The sequence below is a fragment of the Aliikangiella litoralis genome, assembly GCF_052495765.1.
In genome coordinates, this window is the sequence record NZ_CP199292.1 from 1,062,953 (window position 1) to 1,085,286 (window position 22,334).

Below are 22,334 nucleotides of genomic sequence, written 5' to 3' on the forward strand. Positions count from 1 at the left end.
AAATTGCTTTGTAATTGTTTTCATCACTTTTTAAATGTTTTTTGATGATAGTGAAGTTGATTTCATTGCCATTAAAATTGTAAATACATCTAGACTATAGTGTTGCATTATTATGCATGATCAATTAAGTTGATTTGAGTGGGTTAAAAATCAAGCTCATAGTTTTTCTGCTTCAAGTGTTACACTAAGTTTTAAGAGCTGCTATTGACGGTATGATCAAATATAATAGGTAATCTAAAAAATAATTATAGAACAGGGTAGAAGTGTGAATACTCCTAATACAGAGTTAACTAAGCAGAGCTTTATTTCTGTAGCGTTATCTAAGCAAGTTTTTATTCGGGCAATAAAAGTTGCCATTATTGTTGGAACTACTCTTGCCTTTATCAATCATGGAGAAAAAATTATTACTATGAGCATAACCCCAAAAGGACTTTTTCAAATTATTCTTACTTATTTTGTTCCTTACCTGGTATCTACTTGGTCTGCTGTGAAAGCGATCGAAGCAAAAGCTAACCCATAAAACTATAAAAAAGAGAGCGGCTACCATTAAGCTAAAAATAACAAGCAATTAAAACCTGAACGATGGTATTTAAGTGTTATCTGTATTTTTGTCTATAATACATTGTATAGTATTAATTAGTATTTTTATGCTAATTGAATCTAATTAAGTATAAAAATGTTTAATTTTGGTGTTCTATACTTATCTATATTATAGATATTTATGAACTTTATTCATAATAGTGATAATGGGCATCAATGATAAAACTGTTATTTTACAAATTTATCTGGCTTATTTGTTTTTCATTTTTCATAATAAGTTTAAATGCTGAACAATTAAAATTTAAACATTTGGGGATTGATATTGGCTTACCTCAAGCCACTATTTTATGCATATTTAAAGCTTCTGATGGTCGGTTATGGGTTGGTACACAAACAGGCTTAAGTTGGTATGATGGTTATAAATTTCATACATACAAAGCAGATACTAACCAATATAGTGCTTTACAAAGTGATTTTATACAAACCATTATCGAAGATAAACAGGGCTATATCTGGGTTGGTACTCGTTTAGGCGGGTTAAGTCGGCTTGATCCTGAAACTGACGAATTTATTCATTACCAGCATAAGCCTGATGACGATACTTCAATTAGTTCAAATGATGTAACCGTTCTATTCTTTGATCATATGAGTCGATTCTGGGTTGGGACCAGAAATGGAGGATTAAATTTATTCAATTCAAAAACAGAAACATTTACGCGTTATCTACATTCTCCTGATAATCCAAACTCTATTGCGGGTAATGACATAAGGGCTATCGCTGAGGACTCACAGGGATTTTTATGGCTCGGTTTAAGTGGCTATCCTTTTGCTCATAATACTGATTCAGGGCTGAACAAATTTAATCCAAAAGACAATGTATTTACACATTATAAATACAACAAGAATGAGCCTACTGGTTTAACTAGTAATAGTATTTTAAGTATTTATATTGATGAAAGTGATAATTTATGGTTAGGAACTGAACGCTCAGGTCTAAATTATTATAACCCACAAAAAAATATTTTTAAGCACTTTAGAGATGAAAAAAGTTTTTCAGATCCATTTGCCGAAAGCAACATTACTGCCATTATAAAAGCAGATAAACATTCACTTTGGTTAGCAAGAGATGAAGGAGAAGGAAGCCTAACACTTTTTAATACAATAACCCATCAGTTTACTAATTATAAAAATTTACCATCACAGCCAACCAGCCTTAGTAATCAATATGTATATTCACTCTTGCAGGATGATGAAAATTTATGGGTAGGTACTTGGTGGGGAGGGCTTAACAAACTGTCATTAGACTCTAGAGAATTTGGTTGGTTAACTTATCAACCACAAAATGCTAATGGTTTTCCTAATGAGTTAGTCAGCTCGATATATGAAGATGAACAAAATAATTTATGGATGGCAGCGAGTAGTAAAGGGGCTTTCAAGTTAAATAAAAAAACTGGTGTATATAAAAAACTAGAAGAAGAATTAGGAATAAATGGTTTGTTGAACTACCAGATTGTTAATACAATATTTATTGATTCAAAGCAAAACTTTTGGATTGGTACTAATAAAAGTGGGCTCTATCAATATGATTTGAAGAATAAGAAACTGATTCATTATAAACATGAACCAACAAATTCTAATAGTTTATCAATTGATAATGTTAATACAATAATAGAGCATCCAAAAGGAACATTGTGGATAGGTTCTCGTGGTGGGGGAATTACTCAATTTAATGTAAATACTGGTAAGTTTTATCGTTTTCTACATGATCCTAATGATGCTAATACTATTAGTTCAAATAGTATTACATCAAACACTCTTTTAATTGATCACAATGGCGATTTATGGGCGGGCACATTAAATAGTGGAGTCAATAAAATAGAAATAAAAACGGGGAAAGTTACTCGATTTTTAAAACAAGATAAAAAGCAAACTATTAGTTACAATAGTATATCTTCCTTGACTAAAGATAGCCTTGGCAATATTTGGATTGCTACCTATGGAGAGGGTATTGATAGATTAAGTTGGAAAGATGGCCTGTTAACGGTTAAAAATTATAATGCTAAAGATGGATTACAAGCTTTGGCTATTGATAATTTGCTAATAGATGATAATGATGTTTTATGGTTTACATCTGTTAAAGGGATAACTCGATTTGACCCTAAAGAAGAAAGCCTGTTTAATTTTAATACTTATGATGGCGCAATGCCCACAGAATATTTAACAGGGGCGCAATATAAAGGGAAAAATACATTATATTTCTCTGGTATGTCTGGAATTACCTACTTCAAACCTGAGCAAATAAGCTTAAATAAAGTGGCTCCAAAAGTTAGAATTAATGAGTTATTCTTATTTAATAAATTAGTCGTACCATCGAATAAAAAAAATGCTTTATTAAATAAAACAATTGCTTTTACTGATAGTATTACATTTGATCACACTCAAAATATATTTAGCTTTGCATTTACCACTTTAGATTATCAAGATCAATCAAGAAATCAATATGCTTATAAAATGCAAGGTTTTAATGATGAGTGGATATACACTTCTGCTAATAATCGTTTTGCTACTTTTACTAATTTAGATCCTGGAAACTACTGGTTTCATATAAAAGCGACTAATAAAAATGGCTATTGGAGTGATGATTATACAACCATTAAGGTGAAGGTGTTACCGGCTCCTTGGGAAACATGGTGGGCTTATCTTGGTTACTTTGTAATGACATTTTGGATAGCTTATTTGCTGTTTAACCAAAGAAAAAAGATTATTACACATAAGCATAAAATAGAAATTGCTAACCAAAAGAGGGAAATGGCAGAGGATGCTAACCGTGCAAAATCAAATTTCTTAGCTATGATGAGTCATGAAATACGAACGCCAATTAATGGTGTGATTGGGACTGTCGGCATACTCTCTGACTTGAAACTTAATCGAGAACAACAAGCATATGCTGATATTATAAAAGATAGTGGAGAAAACTTATTATATATTGTTAATGATATTCTAGATCTTTCTAAAATAGAAGCTGGTGAGCTAACTTTGGAAAGAAATCAATTTAATTTAAAAGAATGTATTGAACATGCTTTAGACTTATTTGCTAAAGAGTTAGATGAAAAAAAGCTTGAGATATTATTTATTCCCGATAATCAATTACCCAAAGATATTATTTCTGACTCTACAAGGTTAAGGCAGGTTATTGTTAACTTGGTTGGTAATGCGATTAAATTTACATCAAATGGCAATGTTTCTGTTATTGTAAAAAGTAAAGTTATAACGCCAACAAGGTGTCAACTGAATTTTTCAGTTGAAGATACTGGTGTTGGAATATCCAAGGAAAAGCAACAACATATATTTGACGCGTTTAAACAAGCCGATGACAGCATTACAAGAAAATTTGGTGGTACCGGACTAGGGTTAACAATCAGTCAAAAAATAGTTAGTAGTCTCGGTGGTAATATTACTATAGAAAGTGACGGGGTTTCTGGGAGTCAGTTTGATTTTTCTATTGAGGTAGATACACCATGTTCGAGGGATAACACGAATACTGTTAATAACGAAGCAGCACTAAAAAATAAAAATATACTTGTTGTTAATAGTGATAAGAAGTTAAAGAAATTACTTTGTGATAGCTTATCAAATATGGCGATGAAAGTGACTCATAAAGAAACGCTAAAAAGTGCATGTCAGTATCTTGAAAACTCTAAGGGGTTAGATTTTATTTTATTCAATCATCAGTTTAATGATGATGGTGCTAAGGAATTTATACGGTTTTATCAAAAACAAAGCCATTTACTAAAAATACCTGTTGTCATGTTATGTACACCCAAAGTTTTTGCTAAAAATAAAAATGGTTACTTGAAATGTTACGATAGTGTAATACTAAAGCCTCTTAAATTTGATCATGTCGTTAACAGTATGATAACGCTGTATGATGAAAAAAATACCATAGATGATTCCCATACTATAGAGACTAGTCACTTATTTGCAGAAGAAAATCCAATGAGTATTTTAATTGCAGAAGATAATGCCGTTAACCAAAAAATATTGCTCCACAGTTTTCGTAAGCTAGGTTATAGGCCAGATATTGTTTCAAATGGCAGAGAAGTGTTAGATGCGGTAAAAGTTAAACGTTATGATTTATTATTAACTGATTTGCAAATGCCCGAAATGAGTGGTTTAGAAGCGGCTAAAGAGCTAAGAAAACATTGGAATCAAAAGCAACTTGTTATTATTATATCTTCATCAAATGTTTTCCCTGACTCATCGTTGGTTTCTGATGATGCATTGATACAAGATGTTCTAACAAAACCCGTGACGTTATCATCTCTTAAGAATTGTTTATCTAATTGGAGTGAGAAACAATCTCTGCATTGACGGTAGTCGTCTTATTCACTTAAAGGCGTTGGTTAGATTATTTTTTCAAAGTTACTGCTTTATTTAAAGTAATAAACTAATTACTTTGATTCATTAGGGTAACTTTACCGGCAGCGAGTTAGTATTTTTAACTTCTTGAAGTACAAATAAGGTTTGTGCGTCTTTTATTTCAGGAAAAGTTCTTAGCGTTTTCAAAATAAAATGAGATAACTCTTTATTGCTTCTGGCAACAACTTTCATTAGATGATCATATGGGCCCGATAGAGAGTAACATTCAAGAATAAGCGGATGATGTTTAACGGCCATTTTAAATTTATCAAAAGCAGCTTCATTATTTTGATTAATACTCACCTGTACAAATGCTGTTACCCCAAAACCTGCCTCTTCGGCATCTAATATAGCACTATAGCCTTTAATGATCCCAGCTTCTTCAAGACCTTTGGTACGGCGCAAACAAGTTGATTCAGACATGTTGGTTGCCTTTGCTAGTTCGACTATGGGCATACGCCCGTTTTCTTGAAGTTGGACAAGTATTTCTTTATCTTGAGTGGTTAACATGATGATATCCTTCAAATATCTATATTTAAGTGAAGAATATCACCTAAATTCATCAAATCGAAGAAGATTTTGGTGAGTAACGTCATAAACTTTGCGGTAAAATTGGTTAAGTACTTAATTACATAAGAGAGAGAGAATGTCAGAAGAAAAATTTTACCATGTGGGAGAGCTCAGTACAGAGCAACCCGCTAAAACTCAGTATGAATCAACCAAATTTTCAAAGGCTCGTCATCCTGAACCTTATCGCTTTGAAGTCAACTTAAGTGCCGAAGCCGGTAAAATGCAAAGCAAAACAGGCGTTGTATCAGTTAATATTCCAGGATTTAGCCCTGTTAAACTCTATTGTGATGAACAACCTCCTGTTGGTGAAGATACCGCGCCACCGCCTCTCGCTTTTTTTGCTGCGGGTATTGGGTTTTGTTTAATGACTCATTTAACCGATATTTTAACGGCGCGTAAAATTCAAGTTGATAGCCTAAAGCTCGAACAACGTATTGTATTTAGAACAAACCTGGGTCATATGCGAGATCACGGTTATATGACAGACGGTGGATGCGATGTTGTTGAAACACACGTTATCATCGATAGTCCTGAGTCAGAAGAAAGTATTAAAGATCTACTTAATGAAGCTGAAAACGGGTGTATGGCACATTACGCGCTAAGAAACCCTATTCCATGGTCTACACGTCTTGTTTACAACGGCAAGGAAACAATTAACCGATCGGGTAATTAAGTACTCTTTATTATGGTAAGAGCCGTGATTAATTCGCGGCTCTTATTTGTATGGCTAAATGATGGTAGTAAGTTTATTGAGTATTGAGCCCGTAATTTTCTATTACTCTTTCTTTCAACACATCTGTTAATTTATCTCTGAACTTGAGAGAGGACATCATTGATCTTATCAAATGCAATATACCGGATAGTTATCTTTTTATCTTTAAACCGAAAAAACGATTTTATTTTTATCTAAATCTCTCGCATAGGCAGAAAATTTAGGCCCTCGTTGACTGGGCTCACCCTCACAAGTACCACCCAATTCAATCACCTTTTTATGAAGTCTTTTCACTTCTTCGGAAGAACCAACATTAAAGCCAATCATTGTTCCATTGCCATTGCTTGCGGGTTCCTCATTAAAAGGTATCGCTATCGCAAATGCAAAGTCCTCACACTGCCAGAAGGTCATTCTCTCGGTTGATAAAACTTGGTTAAGCTCTGTTTGTTCGAAAAGTGAATCATAGAATTTAATCGATGCTTCCATGTTGTTTGTGCCAAGAACGCAATAGTCCAATTTCATAATTTAATATCTCTTACTTAAATAGAAGGAAGATTATATATTCACACTACTGACAGCAGTATGTCAGCAGTGTTTTAAGAAATAGGGTGGATTATGCTTTCAATACACAAAAATGATCTGTTTTATTATAGTATTTTGATTTTTAAAGGTTTATAAGCAAGATTGGGTTGTGGCCCAACAACAGTAATCAAACTAAAAACGGTTATGGATAAATACCTGAGTAATTGATAATTTGCGATATCGATGTTCAAGGATTGTGGAGGGTAAGTTGGTGATGTATTCAGTGAGGAAACCCATTCGATCTAAGTCTCGTGTTGGGTTGTAATTCACTCTAAAGCTCTAATTGTTTCATGAGTTTACATTAAACAGGTAAACCACAAAGTGGATCCAATGGCTTTACTGCCTATAAGTAAATACCTCAAGTTAATTGACTATTTTATCTTGCTAAAGCTTCTTTTATTTCTTTTACATACCTGGAAAAATAAACATGATGGCTAGGTGTTGGGAAGCTGAATCTACTGATATTATATTCTTGGCCATCCTTATTAAGTAAAAGTAACTGGATAGAATACTTGGTTAAAAATACAGAGCATACTGCTAGAGCCTGTTCCTTTTTTGCTTTACCTTTTATTCTATCATTTGGTTTTAGATCGCCTTTTAAAGTTTCAACAACTGTTGCTTCGAATGATTCTAAAGGTTTTGAAAAACGTCTCCCTTTTTCTTCTTGGTAAGATACACTATCAATTGTCGCTATAACAATAGTATCGTATACACTAAAGTCGTCGATAGGAAAATTTTCATTTAGCGCTGCTTGTTTACAAGCAAAACTATTGTTCGTAAATAAGAGAATGAGTAAAAGCAAGACTTCTCTAAATTTAATCATCTCATTCCTTTTGCTCTTAATGCTTAATCGTGCTGTGTAGGTTTTATATCAATATCCGATTTTTGGCTATGTTGGCTGTTTCGTAATTCTGACAATTTTGAAAATAACTCTGCATAGTATGTTTTGTGCTCCTCAATTTCTGAATCCAAATCTACTTCAGAAATAGAGCAATCAGACAGTTCTTTTGAATTTGAGAAAATTAGATAATAATTACCTTCTAAGATCCTATCATCACTACAACTCGAAGAGGGGTTACTACCAGTTTGCAAGTACTGGAAACTATCAGGTTTTCCCTTGTAACTTTCTATCATTTTGAACTGGTGTCTGGTTGTAGTATCTCCCTTTTCGGTTCCTACTAGTTTTGACTTTATTATTTTTGCAAGAAATACATTGTCAGCATGAGAGAATATGTACGCTGCTCTTTTATCTAAAGACTTAATAACATGCCCACACTTACAAGCGAGCGCTGAACTACTAAAAAATATCATAACTAGAATGACAATTATCTTGTTCATAAATATTACACTCAACGTCTCAAATATCATTCCATATATGATGGTACAACTAAGAGTATATCGTAGCAAGGTTGGGTTGCAACCCAACGAGCTTAAGGCTTTTTAATTTGTTGTAGTTTATCGTTACGTTTTTCATCGTATTGTTTAGGATATATTTGATATGAACCATTTATCTCCATACTTTGTCGTTCAAGATCATAAAATTCAACAACGGCCTTACGCTCAGTAAAAGTTAACTTGCTGTCTGAGTGCAGTAATATTTGCTTTTTATTGTTTTTTAAAATATAAAATACACTTAAGTGATTGCTGTCTACGTTAGGACTGTCACTAGAGACGATTACTTCGTAGTCATTATGCCCTCGAAAATATCCCCCTCCATGCCAATTAAATACTCGCTCTCCATTTGGAACCTGTATTTTCAAATGGCACAACCCCTCTTTAATATAAAGTGACATATTTGGCATTATGGGGGGCCCAATAGCGCATCCAGATAGAAAAAGTGGGCCAACAATTAAAGAGAATAGTTTTTTCATAATTTGCAACTTAATATTGATTAAATGCAGTAAAAACATATGCTCCCTGCTTAGTTCTTAACTTATCTGATGATTTCATGAGTTACATTAAAATAGGCACACCACAAAGTGGAAATAAATTGCTTTACTGCATATCGATAAATATCTCAAACTCAATTTGCTTTTCTATTTGTTGCAATTTAGGTTAGTTTAGAGAAATCAAATACACTGACCCTATTAATTATTTCGCTTCAATTTTCATTTTTTTGTTAAGTTTTTGTTGTTAAATATAAAAAAGAGCTTTCCAGCAACTAGACCCGAGGCCAAGCTAAAGCTGAAGTATGGTGTAATTAAGCTCATGAAATTATCGTTATCATTCATAACTCCGAATACTCCAATGCCAATCGCAGCAGTTAAAATAACAATAAAATTATCTACAAACCTCCAAAATCCACCTGCTGGCTCTTCAGGGCTTTTGTTTTGTTGATAACTCACAAAGAAGCCTGCAACAATAGAGAATACTACAATCAGTACATAATGCCCCATTACAGGTTTAAATCCTAACGCAAAATCTGAGCTAGCTTCCGAAGGTATGTTTTGAATATAAGCTATTGCTCCACCTATGATGAGACTTACAAAATACTTCATAATCTTCCTAAACGTAACGCTTATTATATGCAGTAAAGATAGTTAACCCTTACCATAGTTCTTAACTTATCTAATTATTTCATGAGTCTACAATAAAATAGGCACACCACAAAGTGAAAATAAATCAGCTTTACTGAACATAATTAAATATCTCAAATTGAATTTATTATAAAGTTCGTAAGCTAAGAAAAAAGCAAGGGGTCGGGTTCATTGTATAATAATTATAGTGATAAGTTACATATTTTTTATTAAATGAACCCGCCCCCTTTTGTTTCTTTGAAAGCCGCTTAAAGTTGGTGGTAAACCCCGATAAAAGCCAAGTAGTTAAAGTGAGCCAAAGTCAGTTTTTAGGTTTTACTTTTTCCAACGGTAAAATCAAATGGCACCCGAAAACGCTACACAAATTTAAGCAACAAGTGCGTGTTCTGACAAACCGAAACTGGGGCGTCAGTATGCATTATCAGTTGCATAAATTGAGTTTATATCTGCGTGGTTGGATTAACTACTTTGGTATCGCTAACGCTTACCAAGATTGTGTCGATCTTGATCACTGGATAAGACGCAGAGTTCGAATGTGTTATTGGAGACAGTGGCGAAAACCAAGAACTAAGGTCGCCAATCTATTAAAACGTGGTGTCAGGCTCCAAGCGGCTGTTGGTTGTGGGGTCACAAGCAAAGGCCCTTGGCGTAGTTCCAAAACACCGGGTATCAATCAAGCAATTGGTAACGATTATTTAGTTAAGGAGGGGTTATATTCGTTGAGAGCAGGATGGATTAAAGTTCATTACCCTAACGGGTAAGTTAAGTGAACCGCCCTGTGCGGAACCGCATGCAGGGTGGTGTGGGGGCTGGAGGTTAGAGACCTCCGGCTACCCGATTATGCTGTTACACCACCTTTACAGGCTTGTAGTCATAATCATACAAATAAATTTCGTTAAACACTTGTTCATTTGAAGAGTAAATGTCTTTAATGGTACTAATAAGCTCTTCAAGGTTTTCTTGAATTGGGTAATGAAAAGGACTAAAACAACCTACAATCAAAATCCCGGATCCATATTCTCTATAGACTCGTTGTATTGAGTCCTTATTATATTTTTCTTTAATAACACCTTTTAAAGTTTCATTAAAACAATCGACATTTATTAAAACTGGTGTTGATTTTATCCACTCTTTATCTTCTGCAACTTTAGAAGTTAGACTCCTTGCATGTTCTAGCGTTATAAAAGCATCTGTAATTTCAATCCAAGTTTTCTGACCATTTATTGTAATTATTGCATCTGGTGGTTCTGGCTTACTCAATATTTCAACAATATTACCGTTGAGTTCGCTTAAACTCTTAAATCCTTTTAGAACAGAATTTTCATGAACGTCTTTAACTTCACTTCGTTTCACGGGATTCACCTTTTAGAACTGCATAACGAGGCTGTAGAAAAAGTCTATTTTAGACAAACTATTTCACTCAGCCAATTATTTTATTAATTTGAACTCACTTTGCCTGTATTTTGGGATAATTTCAAATTTTTATATATTAAGTGCTTATCCAGTTTATTTTGTGTACAAATATAAACTCTGTCGTGTTTGACCGCTGTAATTTATCTCCATAAGTTCTTTATGCGGCCAGTTCTCCGTAGTTTTTTAGTTTCTCTATGTTTTGTATTAAACAGAATAATTTCCATTGACCATTCACTTTCTTTTTTCCACGTAAACTAAATCGATTTAGCCCTTTATTGGTTCCTATATTTCCAAATACAGGTTCAACAACTGACATTCTGTGACTATAAATTAATTTGCCTTCTTTGCTATCAACTCGAGCCTTCATCCAATCGGTAAATTGGTTAGTCGCATTGGATTTCAGTAAAAATGAAACTTGTCTTCCTTTGCCTTGTCGATGATTTGCTGATTCAGGTCGCTGCATACATTGATTTTTCAGCAGACAATGACGACACTGTAACAGCCGACCTTGAAAGTAGTCTCTAAATTTTCCATTTTGATCTTGTCGTGTTCCATGAAAACTAATTTTTTCCCCTGCTGGGCAACTACAAGTTTTGTTGACTGGGTCATATTGAAATTCAGTCGAAGGGATAACTTTAATCATGTTTTTATTCGTTTTTTGATGTCGTTTCCCATACTTCTTTTTTTGCCCTGCAAACTTTGGGTCACGCTCTCTAAAACGATTGTCGGGAATGTAGCCGTTGATTTTGTTTTCATATAAATATTTCATATTGGCTTCATTAGCAAAACCTGTATCTGCGGTTACAACCACACGACTTGCATAAATATCATCACTAATATTAAGCCTTTGATAACGCTCTTTTACTTTTTCGAGAACAGGCTTAAGGGTATGGTGTTCCTGACCTGCACCGAATACTTGAGCATCTATTATGACTTGGTGCTTCTTATCAACTGTCGCAACCCCATTGTAGCCTTGTATAGTGCCTTTACTTGTTGTCATCTTGGCACTTTCATTGTCAGTAATATTGCTTTTAACTTCTTTTTTTCTTTTACCTTCTCCCATCCTTGGCTCAGAATTTTTTAGGAAGTTGTCTATTTTTTCTGATGCTTTATTTAAAGTTTCAATCGTTTGCTCTGCACGTTTGACTTGTTCTTTATCTCTACTTTCATTTTTATCTAAGTGTTGATGCTCTTTGATATGATAGTTTATTTGACGTTTGATTTTGGCTCGCTTTTCTTCTAGCTCTTTAAAAGTGCCAGACCATTCTTTAGCTGCATCTGATGATTGTTTACAGCCATCAATCGCAAATAACTCGTTACCTAATAAGCCTTGCTCATGACAAACTAAAAGCACTTGTTCGAATAGTGTTTCAATTTCTTCACTTCGACTACTCACAAAACCTGCAATGGTTGTAAAGTGTGGTACTGAATCACAAGTAAGTGCTTTGAAAATAATATTAGTTTTACAGCACCATTCGATTTCTCGACTCGATGTAATGCCTTTTGAATAAGCGAATAAAATTATTTTAAGTAATATGGCGGGATCGTAAGCTGGACGCCCTGTGAAATTGTTTTTAAACTTAGGATGAAAAACTGAAAGGTCTAGCTTTTTATCTATTAGATAGTGAATGGCATATTCGAAGGTTCCAGGCTGAAGTTGCTCTTCGAAATTAATAACAAGCATCACATCCTGCCTGTAATCGTATTTGATAAAATTAGCCATTGAAAACTCCCTCGATGTCGATGACTAATTATACGACTTTTAAATAATTTATTTGATCTCAAATTGCGATCTTTTCGGCTTTTTCTACAGCCTCAACGCCTAATTGAGACGCGCGTTTTATGCGTCGTTTCTTCCAATTTCTTGTTATGCATTGTTCTTCATTCTTTCAAGCTCTAGTTGTTCTTTGCAACCGGCATTTGATATTTGCTTCAGAACTTGTTCTAACTCCTGAAAGGAAACTCCTTTTTTTGCACGAAGCACAACCTTTTCTTCATTCGAACAAGATGCAGAATTTAATGCATTTTCTAAGTCTGTTACGACTTTTGAGTTTAGATAAACTTTTCCATCGTCCATAGTAATAGTCAAGTATTGTCGGTCTTCGCTACAACTTGCTAGAAGCAATAATCCAACTATTATAAAAATCTTCTTCATGTTTTTGAGTGCATAACGCTCAGCACAGCAGTCTCTTTTCTGCTGCTGCGTCTGGTTATATGTTTCTAAATCATTCGTCATAATCAATAAAATCCCAATCTATATTTTTCTTAAATATTTGAATGAATTCTTCCATTAATTCTAACGAAATACTATCTTTACTGAGTGTTATCGTTCGAGTCCTATCTGTGTCATCTCGGAATATTTCAGCAACAAGTACATCATCTCGATATATTTCTACGCCAACACCATCCCTTGAACTTACATCACTTGCGATAACAACTCTATCTTTCGGCTCATTCATAAAGACTTATTCATCTTGTACATATAACAGCATATTCTATGCAGTAAATCTCATTAATACTCAAACAACCATTTAACTGCATTGTGTTTTTTTAATCATTATCAAATACTTACCTAACTTTACAGCTATGTCAAGCCTTCGTATTTAATCAGATTAACTGCAATTAAATACAAGTGCACTTTTTATTCCTTTGCAAAATCAATGAGTTATAAATATTAAGCTTCTCAACTACAAAATCTATTGACTTAAGCTACTTGTTTGAGTAGTGTTGTTGCATCATTATCAAGGAAGAGAATATAAGAAACGGCTGTCCTATCTCTTTTATATAAGATGATCAAACTGACCTTTTTTAAACGCAGATTCAACGTAATAAATAGTTTTTTCATAGATACCCATTTGTATATCATCGAACCTTTCTTCATGTTCTTCACTATACCGAGGGTGCTCATCATCATAATACGGATACATAAGCCCGGCTTTTTCCTTTTCAATAATAGCCAAGCTAATGAGAGCTTCGGCTTCTTCATTGCTAAGAAAAATAGGTGGCTTAACATCGGTATTAGGAAATGCCTCTGTCAAAGCCCTGTAGCCTTCTTTGTGTACGATTTGTGAAATTTCTTCTACAAGCTCAACAGGCATTAATACTTCGCGCTTAATCATGCATTTGCCACCTTTAATAATGCACCAGGATATTTCTCGACTATTTTTCCATGCCTGCCAATTTTTACATCGCATGGCTTCATCAAAGACGCCAACTCTGTCAGTAACTAACGAGCTGACCCCATTGATTTGGAGCCGTTTGTTAGCTACTGTTTCTTTGCTTAAGTAAAGCATTGTATTTTTTTACACGTCTTGGGATTGTAAAAGTTGAATAAAGAAAGATAAGTGAAAACAAGCCAAAGCTTATGTACCAACCTAAACCATAAAACAACATATTACCTATATAGGCTACACCAACAAAAAATATTGGAAATAAAATGTAACCGAATAAAGACACGCCAGCACTTGGCTCTCTATCATTATCCAAATGAACAATATTACCCTCTATGCCAGCAGCATAAACACTAACAGCTATCACTGCTATTGAAAGTATAAAGATTAATGTATATAAGCCAATTTCTACCATACGCTCTCAGTTTTAAGGGCCAGCTAACGCTTATTATATGCAGTAAAGATAGTTAATCCCTACAATCGTTTTTAACTTTTCTAGTTATTATATGAGTCTACATTAAAAAGAATATATCGAAAAGCAAGAATAAGTCGTTTTACTAAACATAATTAAATATCTCAAATTAAGTTTGTTGTGAACCTCTTATGTTAGGTGCTTATTCATAATTAAATTCCTTTATAATTTTTAAACGCTCTTCTTCAGAGAGTAATGTCGAAAAAGGACTGCTCTTTCGAAAGAAGTCCATTTCCTCACCTTTTTTTATAATAAGCATGGCAATATCTTCTATAGAAAGCCCATCAATCATTTCCATCCATTTTAGTGCCCAGCCTTGAGCTTGGGTATCTTGCATAGAAGACCAGTGTTTCAATGTTTGATGAATTTCTTCAATACGTTCCGGTGACCGAAGTAAAATCTCACTCGCTTTTTGGTGCATTGCATATGATCTTAAGTCTGGAATATGTGCTTTAGAGTTTGCCATACAATTAACTATTATGACTTTGATTTTATCCTATCACTTTTTGCTAAATTATTTTATCGACATTTTAAAAAAAAGCTGGCTTGGAGATGTGGTATCTACGAGCTATGACTTCTTTCATTTAAAACTCTCCGTCATAGATAACGCCAAGCTTTGAGGAAACCGAAGTACTGCCTAATTCTTCCGCAAAAGTTTTGTTAGGCATTTTTATAAAAGTTCATAAGATACAACTAGAGATTCCTCACTAAATGCTGGAGTAGCTATGTCAAATATTTTTTGGTGGATCATACGGGCTTGCATCACATCGTTTGCATACATATGAGTAAGATCATCATCACCTTCTTCATCTTTTTTAACTTTTGCTGAGCAAGATTCTTTAAACTCTTTTAAAGCATGAAGGATATACTTTGCCTCATCAGAGGTTAATTCAACATTTATAGTTCTTACAGTAGTCATGCAACCCTCACAATTGATCCGTCTTTATTTAATTTTAAATATTTCGAGCACTTAATACCCATTTTTTCTAATAGAGACTTATACTCATCTAAAGGCATATTTCTCATTGGAGCGAGCGTATAATGTTCAGGTTTATTATCATCAATAAGTTTTAAACCCTGCTCGACCCTGGTACCTTTATCGAATAGCCAAGCATAACCAGTCAACCCCTCATCTTTTATTCCTTGTAGTGTAAATACACTAACTCCTTGTCCGTTTGCAACAACCATTTTCACACCCTTCAATTCGTAGGTAGTTATCTCTCCGACACGAATCGCCGTGAGTTTGTGGCTTCCAGAGTTACCGACGCGGTATACTTCCTTCTGGAAAGATATAAAAATCCTGATTGACGATTGTCATTACACTTTCTCCTTGGGTTTATGGTGAGTTTTTGTCCAATGCTCATTATATGCAGTAAAGATACATAGTCCCTACCATAGTTCTCACTTATCTAGTTATTTTACAAGCTTACATCAAAAGATGTATAGCGAAAAGTGGAAATAAATTGCTTTACTAAAAATCGGTAAATATCTCAAATTCAGTTCACTATTTTATTTCAATCTGCTAAATAAGCCTTAAGCAATTTATACCTCCTAAGCTTGATTGCTACAAACTATCAAGTAATATAAAAATTCCAAAATAAAAGCTAAAAATGATAAGCAGTGAAAAAATAATATTATCAACAAATAAAAAATAAAGTCTATTTCTGAAATTGAGGCTTATCAAAAAAGCATAAGAAATCACACATTAATATCCAAAATAAAAACGTTGTTTTTTCTAATTTTTTCTTAGGTTTTTACCGCTCTTTTATGATAGTATTTCTCCTGCAATCGACGTTAAATTTGTTGATCGTTTTGCAAGAGTTGGGTGGTTTGAATTGAGTTTTAACTGTTGTAAAAAACAGTGACAAAGAAATAAAATTTGAACAACTCACCAGTTGCAAATTAATAAACCATTAACTTAAAAGTTAGTTGGCCATTAAAGCGCCCAAAGTAGCAGCGGCAACTGCTACTCAGGACTGGCCACAGTTACCCTTACGAGAGGACATAACTATGACTTATCTTTATTATAAAGCTTTGTCGCTAACAGCGCGAGCCCAGTTTTTCAAGCACCTCAGGTGTCTTTCTATTATCACCTGTTTACATATCTTACATTTAACCTTTTGTTTCTTAAAGAAAAAAATAACTATTTAGTACCATTTTAACCCGTTTCAGACGCATTGTTTGATATTTGAGATATTCAAATAAAGCACTGCTGTGCCCAAATAAAGCCACAGGTTAGCTTAAAACAATTCGTCATAACCCAGTTTGAGAAGCTGGGCAAACGCATGGTTAATGGTGATCGGCTTATTTTTTTCGAGTGCAAAAAAAGCGTTCACTCCTTTTCTGGTCAGTTGAAAAGCTTGTTTTTGGAAGTTTTTTTCATAAGTTTATTCATAAGCAGTATGACCAGTTTTTTAAAACCAACACACAAAACTGTTAGCAAAAGAAACACAAAAGGAATTCAACAAATGCAATTACCACCCAACGATTTTTCAAATCAATTTAAAAAACAAACTGAACAACTACTCATCGATGCCAGAAATTTATTAGGGCTTTCCGGTGAACTGCTCGGCACTTACTTAACAAAGCTCAACACCAGTAAAGAGCAGTATCAAATTTACTCTCTTTGTTGTAATTACTTTCAAATGGAACACCGCTTTAATTTACAACTTAACCAAATGGGTATTGATATATTCAACTACCAATACAACACTGACATGCTAATTAATGTTCCCTTAGTTAAATGTGACTTTGTGAGCTTTGTGAATCAATTTATCAATGAGGTTCAAAGTGGCAAACAAACCCTAATAACACCTTCGCCAAATCGAGGGTGCTACTAATGAGTCAAAAAATATTTTTCAAACAGCAAGAAGTTGAAAACACTTTATTATGTGCCAGAGAAGTGATGGATATGACCGCGTGCTTTTTATGTTCATTAGTGAAATACCCATCTAACCATGACCAACAAAACCTGATTTATTCACTCGCGCTCAGCTACGCACAAATGGAGCAAATGATTAATGATAACTTGAAAAAAAACTTTGGCATTAATGAGTCTGATTTAAAGCAATCAACTACACAGACGATTATTGCCGCAGAACTCAAAGAAAAATTAAAACTATTAACTGAAACCATAGATGAACGCCGGGAGGAATAACCCGGCAACATAAAAGGCTTTTAATTTTGACGAAGTTACTCAAATTGACAGTGTTGAATATTTCTTAAAAGCCAAGGTGACACAATGATTATTTTTGTCAGTTACCACGAAAGACATTTAACCAACAAACACCAAGAACTATTCAATCATTCGTAAGTATTATAAGTCACTGGGGGTAAAGTAATTACCGATTAAATATTCCCATTTGTTCCAGCAGTTTGCTTTTTTTATTGTGCATATGGCTAATTAATTCTTTTCTCGCTTGTTCTCGAGAGAGACCTTTGTCTATTAAGCTTTGGACTACTTTTTCAAAAGCTTGACGTCTAAGTTCGCCTTTAGGCGAGACATCTCTTCTATCGCTAAAATGGTCGAGTACAGGCGTGCCACATTGACATTTTCGCATTAATTTAATGTAGCTTTTTCCATTGTTGTCTTTAGATTCTGTAAACCCTGATGATTCACTATAGGGAATAGTATTTTCAATATAATCTTTTTCATTCTTAAACTCAGTATCACAATTACTACAGAGCTTCGGAAATGAGGCGTCTTCGAGTGCTTTTAGATTTTTAAATAATGCTTGATTGTCCATTGTTTACATCGTCAACCAAAACACAGCTTGATCCTGTTTTAATGGTATTGTTATTACTCTTATCTTTTAGACCAACAGTTCTCACTGTGCGTTAATGTTGTTGTGGCTATATTTTATTCAGTATAGCCAATAAAATGGAAATAGAGTGTTTCCCTTTATTTGACCAATGTCGTTGTCAGTCTATTTTGGAGCTGCTAAACCAATAAGGGACTGTTAATACAATAAAAATAGCGATATTAATGGCAAAATTTGGCAATTTTTGATTATTCATTTCACATTACATAAAAATTACTCGGGCTCTTTTTGTATTTGTTGCAGCAAAAAGGTAGGATATCCCTACAATTTTTTAAATTCCTAATATAATTAGCTATTTAGGCTAATATTTTAAAGACTCAAATAGGTTTTATTTCAACTGGGAAACATCGATTATGCTAAGGTTTTTAATCAAATTTTTGTTATTAGTTATTGTTTTAGTGGCAATCACCATGCTGACAGCCCAGTGGAAGTTAGAAAAAGATGTGAACTCTTTTGCTAGAGTGATAGCGCCATTTGCTGATTTTAAATATGAGTCTGCTCGCATTGGCCTTTCTGGTGAAGTCAAACTCAACTCTATTTCTGTTTATATACACTCGTTAAGTACGAGTGTTGAAATTGGCGAGTTAAGGTTGTTTGTTGGTAGTCTCTATGATTTGGCCTTTTTTGAGTCTAATGTGCGTCATAATAAACTTCCTGAAAATGCTCACTTAATTTTGCAAGATGTCCTTGTTCCGTTTAACTCGTCTTTATTAAGAGCCCTAGAGAATAATCAAACGCCAGATAGTTTCGATTTATTATCTGCTGCCTATTGTGGCGATATAGACCGTATTGGAATCCAAGAAATGGAAAGTATGGGTTACGATTATTTAGCATTTTCAAGCAAAGAGTTTTATATGCTAGATAAATATAGCGGAAGTGTTGTACTGAATGGCTCCGTTGATATTGAAGAGCTTTTAAATCTTGAATATCAGGTCAATATTGGTGGTGTTTTAGGTTGGATTGAATCAATGGAAGAGCGAGCGATTGGACAAAATCAGCCGGATATTATTTCGCCTAATTTGTCATTGTTAGAATTACGTATCAAAGATCAAGGTTATAACCTGAAAAAAGCGGAATACTGTGCAGCTAAAGAAAATGTGTCGACCGATGAGTATTATGCAGGCCATGAAAAAAAGGTGCATGAAATGATGTCTAAGTCAGGTATTGATATGAAAGAAAGCTTTAAACAGGCTTATCTCAATTTTATTAAGCCTGAAAGTGCTTTGCTCTGGTTTATTCAACCTAAAGCAAGTTTTGATTTTGAAGGGTTAAAGTATTATACCTTTGATGAGTTGCGCTCTGAAGTTGGCTTAAGAGTTGCTGTCGATGGTGAACCTGTCACAGAGTTTTTTGATGGTTGGACGCCTGAGAATTTTTCTGACATAGCGAATAAAGAACTGGTTCAAAGAGCCGAAAAAGATCCGACTAAATCCCGTTATAAAATGGTGACCGTTACGCGTTCTTATCAAAATGTGATAATTAGTCGAGCCGAACAGTATATTGATTTTAAAGTTCGAGCAACTCGTGATGATGGTATGGTTTACGAAGGAAAACTTAAGAAAACATCTCCTAAATCGTTATGGATTACGCTAAGAAAACAAAAAGGTGAAGTGGTTATTCCTTTGGCAAGAACACAAATAGTGAAGTTTGAAGTCTATAAAGAAGACAGAAAAACTGAAGAGTAAAAAGACTAGAGAAGTACTGGTTTTATTTTAGCGATTTTTAGCTGCCCCTAAAATACTTTGCTCCTAAAATACTTTAGTGACGGCTAAAATAACAACCAATATAAGAATGATGACAGGAAACTCATTAAACCAACGGTAATAAACATGACCCTTGGTCGATTGGTTGAGCATAAACTTTTTTAAGTACTGACCACAAATGATGTGATAAACAATTAAAATTGCCACTAATGATAGTTTGGCGTGCATCCAACCTGCTTTCAATAAGCCTGGGTTCAAATATAGCATCCAGCCACCTAATATTGCCGTGATAAACATAAAAGGAGTAACAAAACGATAGAGCTTTTTAGCCATTAGTAATAAGTGTTGAAATGTGGTGTCGTCTTTTACCATTGCTAAATTGACAAATATGCGTGGTAGATAAAATAGTCCTGCAAACCAACTTGTAAAAAAGATGATATGGAAAGCTTTAATATATAGATAAGTCATGGTATTTATAGGGTGTTTCTGAATTCTGCTACATGATAGGTATAAGTTAAAGTTTGAGCAAATGGTTTTTACCTGAGAGTCAATGTTTTAATTATTTTTTATAACTATAATGAGATTCGATAATTTCGCGAGTTAAAACGCCATAGATTTTGTCTGTCATGGGGGCGGTTGTTCTAAAAATATAGACTGCGTCAACTTCCTCTCTATCCATGGTATCAAGGGCTTGTTCCAGGTTGCCTTGCAAATAGACGGCGGCAATGTCTTTTCTGTCTGCTGGAATACTAAGCAGATCTATCTCACTCTTTTCTTCTGTAGTGTATTCTTCTTGTTCTTCTGCTTGTTGCCGTCGGGCTTCTTCAAGTTCTTTTTGTTCAATAAAATATCGGGCAAGGTCATTAGCTGCCATGAGCGATTTAGGGACTTGTTCCTCTTTGATTAAAATCCATCTAGGTGTGCCTTCTAAAATAGCTTCAGCTTCTTGGTAAGTAATAATTTTGTCGCTCACTGCTATTTTCCTCTCCATAAGGCCGGCAACACTAAAGCTGCGAAGAAATTGAGAGAGAGGGTTCACTTTTAGCTCTAGTCCTTTGACACTCATTTGTGATTGAAAGATGGAAGGTTGTTTAAATAATTGTGATACGACTAAATTACTGATCACTAACACCAGCATGCCGGGTAGCAAGATGTTTGGATTATTTGTCAGTTCGAGTAAAGCTAGTAACGCTGCTAAAGGGGCTTGCAAAACAGCACTCATCATAGAAGCCATGCCTATCATTGAGTAAAAAGCATATTCCGATGCATACCCAGGCAAAATAATTGCGCCAATAGAACCTAATAAACCTCCGACCATTGCACCAATAAACATTGCTGGACCAATGACCCCGCCCGGCAAAGATAAACCAGAGCAAATAATGGTGGCTAGTAGCTTACCTGCAAATGCTATAGCAAGAACTTGAATCGGAAGGCTGCTATGTAAGGCTGCGTTAACCGTGTCATAACCAATCCCCATGATTTGAGGAGCTCCCAGCGCAATGATGCCAACACAGGTGCCTGCTGTTCCACACTTTAACCAGCTTGGCCAGCTGATTGTTTTGGTTGCAAGAAGGCGAGTAGACATTATAAACACACTCGCAATGGTACCGATAACTAAGCCTAATAAAATAAAGTAAGGAATTTCCCAAAGAGAGGCCAAATCAAGTGATGGAACAATAAAGGCAACATCATTACCGAATACAATACGAGATAAAATAGCTGCCGAAACTGAAGAGAGTATTAGCGGAATAAAGCTGTTAACGGCATATTCCATCATAACGACTTCCATAGCAAAAATAACACCAGCTAATGGAGTATTAAAACTGGCAGAAATTGCTGCTGCTGTGCCGCAACCGACCAATATGCGAATGCTATTATTGGGTAGTTTCATTTGTTGGCCAATCCAACTGCCTGCAGCTGAACCTAAATGAATACTAGGACCTTCTCGCCCAACTGATTGTCCGGTGGCTATGGTAAGTCCACCGACTAAAAACTGGACAACAGCATTACGCCAAGAAATATAGCCCTGATGGAAAGTCATTCTTTCAAGAACGTGACCAACGCCAACTTGCCTTCTCTCTTTTCCGACTTTATGCAGAACATAGCCAACTAAAAAGCCGCCAAGTAAAGGTAAAAATAATCTGAACCACCAAGGGGCCGTTGCTAGTTTTTCTGTTCCATCACCGGTATGCCAAAGGATAAAGCCGCTTTCTATAAATAAACGAAATAGTACAACAACCCCACCGGCTAATAGGCCGCTGAGTAATCCCATAACCGCTAAGATTGGTAAAGCGTTGAGGCTGCCGAGTTTTAATCTTATAGTTTCAATGAATGACATTAATCTTTATATGTTCAAACTATGTTTTAGATTGGGTTGTATTTGTAGATAAAATTT

General features: G+C 34.7%; 25 protein-coding genes. 7 read left to right on the forward strand and 18 right to left on the reverse strand.

The genetic code is table 11. The features are described 5' to 3' along the window. The first annotated feature begins 265 nt into the window (after positions 1–265). Complete coding sequence (gene nrtS, locus ACT5E3_RS04650; protein WP_444997145.1) at positions 266–520, forward strand: nitrate/nitrite transporter NrtS; 255 nt, start codon at positions 266–268, stop codon at positions 518–520. Positions 521–756: 236 nt separating this feature from the next. Next, positions 757–4,911, forward strand: a complete 4,155-nt coding sequence (locus ACT5E3_RS04655; RefSeq protein ID WP_444997146.1) for a two-component regulator propeller domain-containing protein — start codon at positions 757–759, stop codon at positions 4,909–4,911. Positions 4,912–5,004: 93 nt separating this feature from the next. Here the strand turns inward: ACT5E3_RS04655 and ACT5E3_RS04660 are convergent, their stop codons facing one another. Further along, entirely contained in the window at positions 5,005–5,469 is a 465-nt protein-coding gene (locus ACT5E3_RS04660; RefSeq protein WP_444997147.1) for an Lrp/AsnC family transcriptional regulator, read from the reverse strand. A 136-nt stretch (positions 5,470–5,605) separates the two neighbouring features. Between ACT5E3_RS04660 and ACT5E3_RS04665 the strand changes: the two genes are divergently transcribed. Beyond that, positions 5,606–6,202, forward strand: a complete 597-nt coding sequence (locus tag ACT5E3_RS04665) for an OsmC-related (seleno)protein (protein ID WP_444997148.1) — start codon at positions 5,606–5,608, stop codon at positions 6,200–6,202. A 204-nt stretch (positions 6,203–6,406) separates the two neighbouring features. On the opposite strand, the gene ACT5E3_RS04670 is transcribed toward ACT5E3_RS04665, so the two are convergent. The 5 genes from ACT5E3_RS04670 to ACT5E3_RS04690 form a co-directional block, all read right to left on the reverse strand. Next, a complete protein-coding gene (locus tag ACT5E3_RS04670) occupies positions 6,407–6,763 on the reverse strand; it encodes a VOC family protein (protein WP_444997149.1) in 357 nt (118 codons plus the stop codon). 436 nt (positions 6,764–7,199) lie between these two features. Further along, entirely contained in the window at positions 7,200–7,646 is a 447-nt protein-coding gene (locus ACT5E3_RS04675) for a hypothetical protein (RefSeq protein WP_444997150.1), read from the reverse strand. A 23-nt stretch (positions 7,647–7,669) separates the two neighbouring features. Continuing rightward, positions 7,670–8,161 (reverse strand): hypothetical protein, encoded by a 492-nt coding sequence (locus tag ACT5E3_RS04680; RefSeq protein WP_444997151.1) that lies wholly within the window; start codon positions 8,159–8,161, stop codon positions 7,670–7,672. 92 nt (positions 8,162–8,253) lie between these two features. Further along, positions 8,254–8,694: a hypothetical protein gene (locus ACT5E3_RS04685; RefSeq protein WP_444997152.1), complete on the reverse strand. Its 441-nt coding sequence runs from the start codon at positions 8,692–8,694 to the stop codon at positions 8,254–8,256. Between the two features lie 237 nt (positions 8,695–8,931). Beyond that, a complete protein-coding gene (locus ACT5E3_RS04690; protein ID WP_444997153.1) occupies positions 8,932–9,321 on the reverse strand; it encodes a hypothetical protein in 390 nt (129 codons plus the stop codon). A gap of 329 nt (positions 9,322–9,650) precedes the next feature. On the opposite strand from ACT5E3_RS04690, the gene ACT5E3_RS04695 reads away from it, so the two are divergent. Next, entirely contained in the window at positions 9,651–10,121 is a 471-nt protein-coding gene (locus ACT5E3_RS04695) for a group II intron maturase-specific domain-containing protein (protein ID WP_444997154.1), read from the forward strand. Between the two features lie 85 nt (positions 10,122–10,206). Here the strand turns inward: ACT5E3_RS04695 and ACT5E3_RS04700 are convergent, their stop codons facing one another. From ACT5E3_RS04700 to ACT5E3_RS04740, 9 genes are all read right to left on the reverse strand, one after another. Beyond that, positions 10,207–10,713, reverse strand: coding sequence for a hypothetical protein (locus ACT5E3_RS04700; RefSeq protein WP_444997155.1), 507 nt, complete (start codon positions 10,711–10,713; stop codon positions 10,207–10,209). Between the two features lie 217 nt (positions 10,714–10,930). After that, complete coding sequence (locus tag ACT5E3_RS04705; protein WP_444997156.1) at positions 10,931–12,496, reverse strand: IS1182 family transposase; 1,566 nt, start codon at positions 12,494–12,496, stop codon at positions 10,931–10,933. Between the two features lie 144 nt (positions 12,497–12,640). Further along, entirely contained in the window at positions 12,641–13,009 is a 369-nt protein-coding gene (locus ACT5E3_RS04710) for an ExbD/TolR family protein (RefSeq protein WP_444997157.1), read from the reverse strand. Next, positions 12,999–13,232, reverse strand: coding sequence for a hypothetical protein (locus ACT5E3_RS04715; RefSeq protein WP_444995703.1), 234 nt, complete (start codon positions 13,230–13,232; stop codon positions 12,999–13,001). The genes ACT5E3_RS04710 and ACT5E3_RS04715 overlap by 11 nt, the downstream gene beginning before the upstream one ends. 321 nt (positions 13,233–13,553) lie before the next feature. Continuing rightward, the gene (locus tag ACT5E3_RS04720; RefSeq protein WP_444997158.1) at positions 13,554–14,066 is read right to left on the reverse strand and encodes a hypothetical protein; all 513 of its coding nucleotides are present in this window, start codon (positions 14,064–14,066) and stop codon (positions 13,554–13,556) included. Then, positions 14,035–14,358, reverse strand: a complete 324-nt coding sequence (locus tag ACT5E3_RS04725) for a hypothetical protein (protein ID WP_444997159.1) — start codon at positions 14,356–14,358, stop codon at positions 14,035–14,037. The genes ACT5E3_RS04720 and ACT5E3_RS04725 overlap by 32 nt, the downstream gene beginning before the upstream one ends. 199 nt (positions 14,359–14,557) lie before the next feature. Continuing rightward, positions 14,558–14,881, reverse strand: coding sequence for a hypothetical protein (locus ACT5E3_RS04730; protein ID WP_444997160.1), 324 nt, complete (start codon positions 14,879–14,881; stop codon positions 14,558–14,560). A 204-nt stretch (positions 14,882–15,085) separates the two neighbouring features. Next, positions 15,086–15,334 carry a hypothetical protein gene (locus ACT5E3_RS04735; protein WP_444997161.1) on the reverse strand — a complete coding sequence of 83 codons (249 nt, stop codon included), beginning with the start codon at positions 15,332–15,334 and terminating at the stop codon, positions 15,086–15,088. Continuing rightward, positions 15,331–15,603, reverse strand: coding sequence for a Tse2 family ADP-ribosyltransferase toxin (locus ACT5E3_RS04740; protein ID WP_444997162.1), 273 nt, complete (start codon positions 15,601–15,603; stop codon positions 15,331–15,333). The genes ACT5E3_RS04735 and ACT5E3_RS04740 overlap by 4 nt, the downstream gene beginning before the upstream one ends. A 1,280-nt stretch (positions 15,604–16,883) precedes the next feature. Between ACT5E3_RS04740 and ACT5E3_RS04745 the strand changes: the two genes are divergently transcribed. Both ACT5E3_RS04745 and ACT5E3_RS04750 read left to right on the forward strand, forming a co-directional pair. After that, positions 16,884–17,255, forward strand: coding sequence for a hypothetical protein (locus ACT5E3_RS04745; RefSeq protein ID WP_444997163.1), 372 nt, complete (start codon positions 16,884–16,886; stop codon positions 17,253–17,255). Further along, positions 17,255–17,572 carry a hypothetical protein gene (locus ACT5E3_RS04750; protein WP_444997164.1) on the forward strand — a complete coding sequence of 106 codons (318 nt, stop codon included), beginning with the start codon at positions 17,255–17,257 and terminating at the stop codon, positions 17,570–17,572. The genes ACT5E3_RS04745 and ACT5E3_RS04750 overlap by 1 nt, the downstream gene beginning before the upstream one ends. A gap of 184 nt (positions 17,573–17,756) precedes the next feature. On the opposite strand, the gene ACT5E3_RS04755 is transcribed toward ACT5E3_RS04750, so the two are convergent. After that, complete coding sequence (locus ACT5E3_RS04755) at positions 17,757–18,161, reverse strand: hypothetical protein (RefSeq protein WP_444997165.1); 405 nt, start codon at positions 18,159–18,161, stop codon at positions 17,757–17,759. A gap of 428 nt (positions 18,162–18,589) precedes the next feature. On the opposite strand from ACT5E3_RS04755, the gene ACT5E3_RS04760 reads away from it, so the two are divergent. Next, complete coding sequence (locus ACT5E3_RS04760) at positions 18,590–19,921, forward strand: hypothetical protein (protein ID WP_444997166.1); 1,332 nt, start codon at positions 18,590–18,592, stop codon at positions 19,919–19,921. 63 nt (positions 19,922–19,984) lie between these two features. On the opposite strand, the gene ACT5E3_RS04765 is transcribed toward ACT5E3_RS04760, so the two are convergent. Together ACT5E3_RS04765 and ACT5E3_RS04770 are read right to left on the reverse strand one after the other, a co-directional pair. Beyond that, positions 19,985–20,407 (reverse strand): CopD family protein, encoded by a 423-nt coding sequence (locus tag ACT5E3_RS04765; RefSeq protein WP_444997167.1) that lies wholly within the window; start codon positions 20,405–20,407, stop codon positions 19,985–19,987. A gap of 91 nt (positions 20,408–20,498) precedes the next feature. Next, entirely contained in the window at positions 20,499–22,277 is a 1,779-nt protein-coding gene (locus tag ACT5E3_RS04770) for a chloride channel protein (protein WP_444997168.1), read from the reverse strand. Positions 22,278–22,334 lie beyond the last annotated feature (57 nt).

Excerpts from the sequence above, each read along its gene's own strand:
- ACT5E3_RS04680 (WP_444997151.1), bottom strand. The coding sequence starts at position 8,161 with ATGAACAAGATAATTGTCATTCTAGTTATGATATTTTTTAGTAGTTCA.
- ACT5E3_RS04730 (WP_444997160.1), bottom strand. The coding sequence starts at position 14,881 with ATGGCAAACTCTAAAGCACATATTCCAGACTTAAGATCATATGCAATG.
- ACT5E3_RS04665 (WP_444997148.1), top strand. The coding sequence starts at position 5,606 with ATGTCAGAAGAAAAATTTTACCATGTGGGAGAGCTCAGTACAGAGCAA.
- ACT5E3_RS04765 (WP_444997167.1), bottom strand. The coding sequence starts at position 20,407 with ATGACTTATCTATATATTAAAGCTTTCCATATCATCTTTTTTACAAGT.
- ACT5E3_RS04770 (WP_444997168.1), bottom strand. The coding sequence starts at position 22,277 with ATGTCATTCATTGAAACTATAAGATTAAAACTCGGCAGCCTCAACGCT.
- ACT5E3_RS04675 (WP_444997150.1), bottom strand. The coding sequence starts at position 7,646 with ATGATTAAATTTAGAGAAGTCTTGCTTTTACTCATTCTCTTATTTACG.
- ACT5E3_RS04690 (WP_444997153.1), bottom strand. The coding sequence starts at position 9,321 with ATGAAGTATTTTGTAAGTCTCATCATAGGTGGAGCAATAGCTTATATT.
- ACT5E3_RS04725 (WP_444997159.1), bottom strand. The coding sequence starts at position 14,358 with ATGGTAGAAATTGGCTTATATACATTAATCTTTATACTTTCAATAGCA.
- ACT5E3_RS04705 (WP_444997156.1), bottom strand. The coding sequence starts at position 12,496 with ATGGCTAATTTTATCAAATACGATTACAGGCAGGATGTGATGCTTGTT.
- ACT5E3_RS04745 (WP_444997163.1), top strand. The coding sequence starts at position 16,884 with ATGCAATTACCACCCAACGATTTTTCAAATCAATTTAAAAAACAAACT.
- ACT5E3_RS04715 (WP_444995703.1), bottom strand. The coding sequence starts at position 13,232 with ATGAATGAGCCGAAAGATAGAGTTGTTATCGCAAGTGATGTAAGTTCA.
- ACT5E3_RS04655 (WP_444997146.1), top strand. The coding sequence starts at position 757 with ATGATAAAACTGTTATTTTACAAATTTATCTGGCTTATTTGTTTTTCA.
- ACT5E3_RS04750 (WP_444997164.1), top strand. The coding sequence starts at position 17,255 with ATGAGTCAAAAAATATTTTTCAAACAGCAAGAAGTTGAAAACACTTTA.
- ACT5E3_RS04755 (WP_444997165.1), bottom strand. The coding sequence starts at position 18,161 with ATGGACAATCAAGCATTATTTAAAAATCTAAAAGCACTCGAAGACGCC.
- ACT5E3_RS04670 (WP_444997149.1), bottom strand. The coding sequence starts at position 6,763 with ATGAAATTGGACTATTGCGTTCTTGGCACAAACAACATGGAAGCATCG.
- ACT5E3_RS04660 (WP_444997147.1), bottom strand. The coding sequence starts at position 5,469 with ATGTTAACCACTCAAGATAAAGAAATACTTGTCCAACTTCAAGAAAAC.
- ACT5E3_RS04720 (WP_444997158.1), bottom strand. The coding sequence starts at position 14,066 with ATGCTTTACTTAAGCAAAGAAACAGTAGCTAACAAACGGCTCCAAATC.
- ACT5E3_RS04760 (WP_444997166.1), top strand. The coding sequence starts at position 18,590 with ATGCTAAGGTTTTTAATCAAATTTTTGTTATTAGTTATTGTTTTAGTG.
- ACT5E3_RS04710 (WP_444997157.1), bottom strand. The coding sequence starts at position 13,009 with ATGACGAATGATTTAGAAACATATAACCAGACGCAGCAGCAGAAAAGA.
- ACT5E3_RS04740 (WP_444997162.1), bottom strand. The coding sequence starts at position 15,603 with ATGGTTGTTGCAAACGGACAAGGAGTTAGTGTATTTACACTACAAGGA.
- ACT5E3_RS04685 (WP_444997152.1), bottom strand. The coding sequence starts at position 8,694 with ATGAAAAAACTATTCTCTTTAATTGTTGGCCCACTTTTTCTATCTGGA.
- ACT5E3_RS04735 (WP_444997161.1), bottom strand. The coding sequence starts at position 15,334 with ATGACTACTGTAAGAACTATAAATGTTGAATTAACCTCTGATGAGGCA.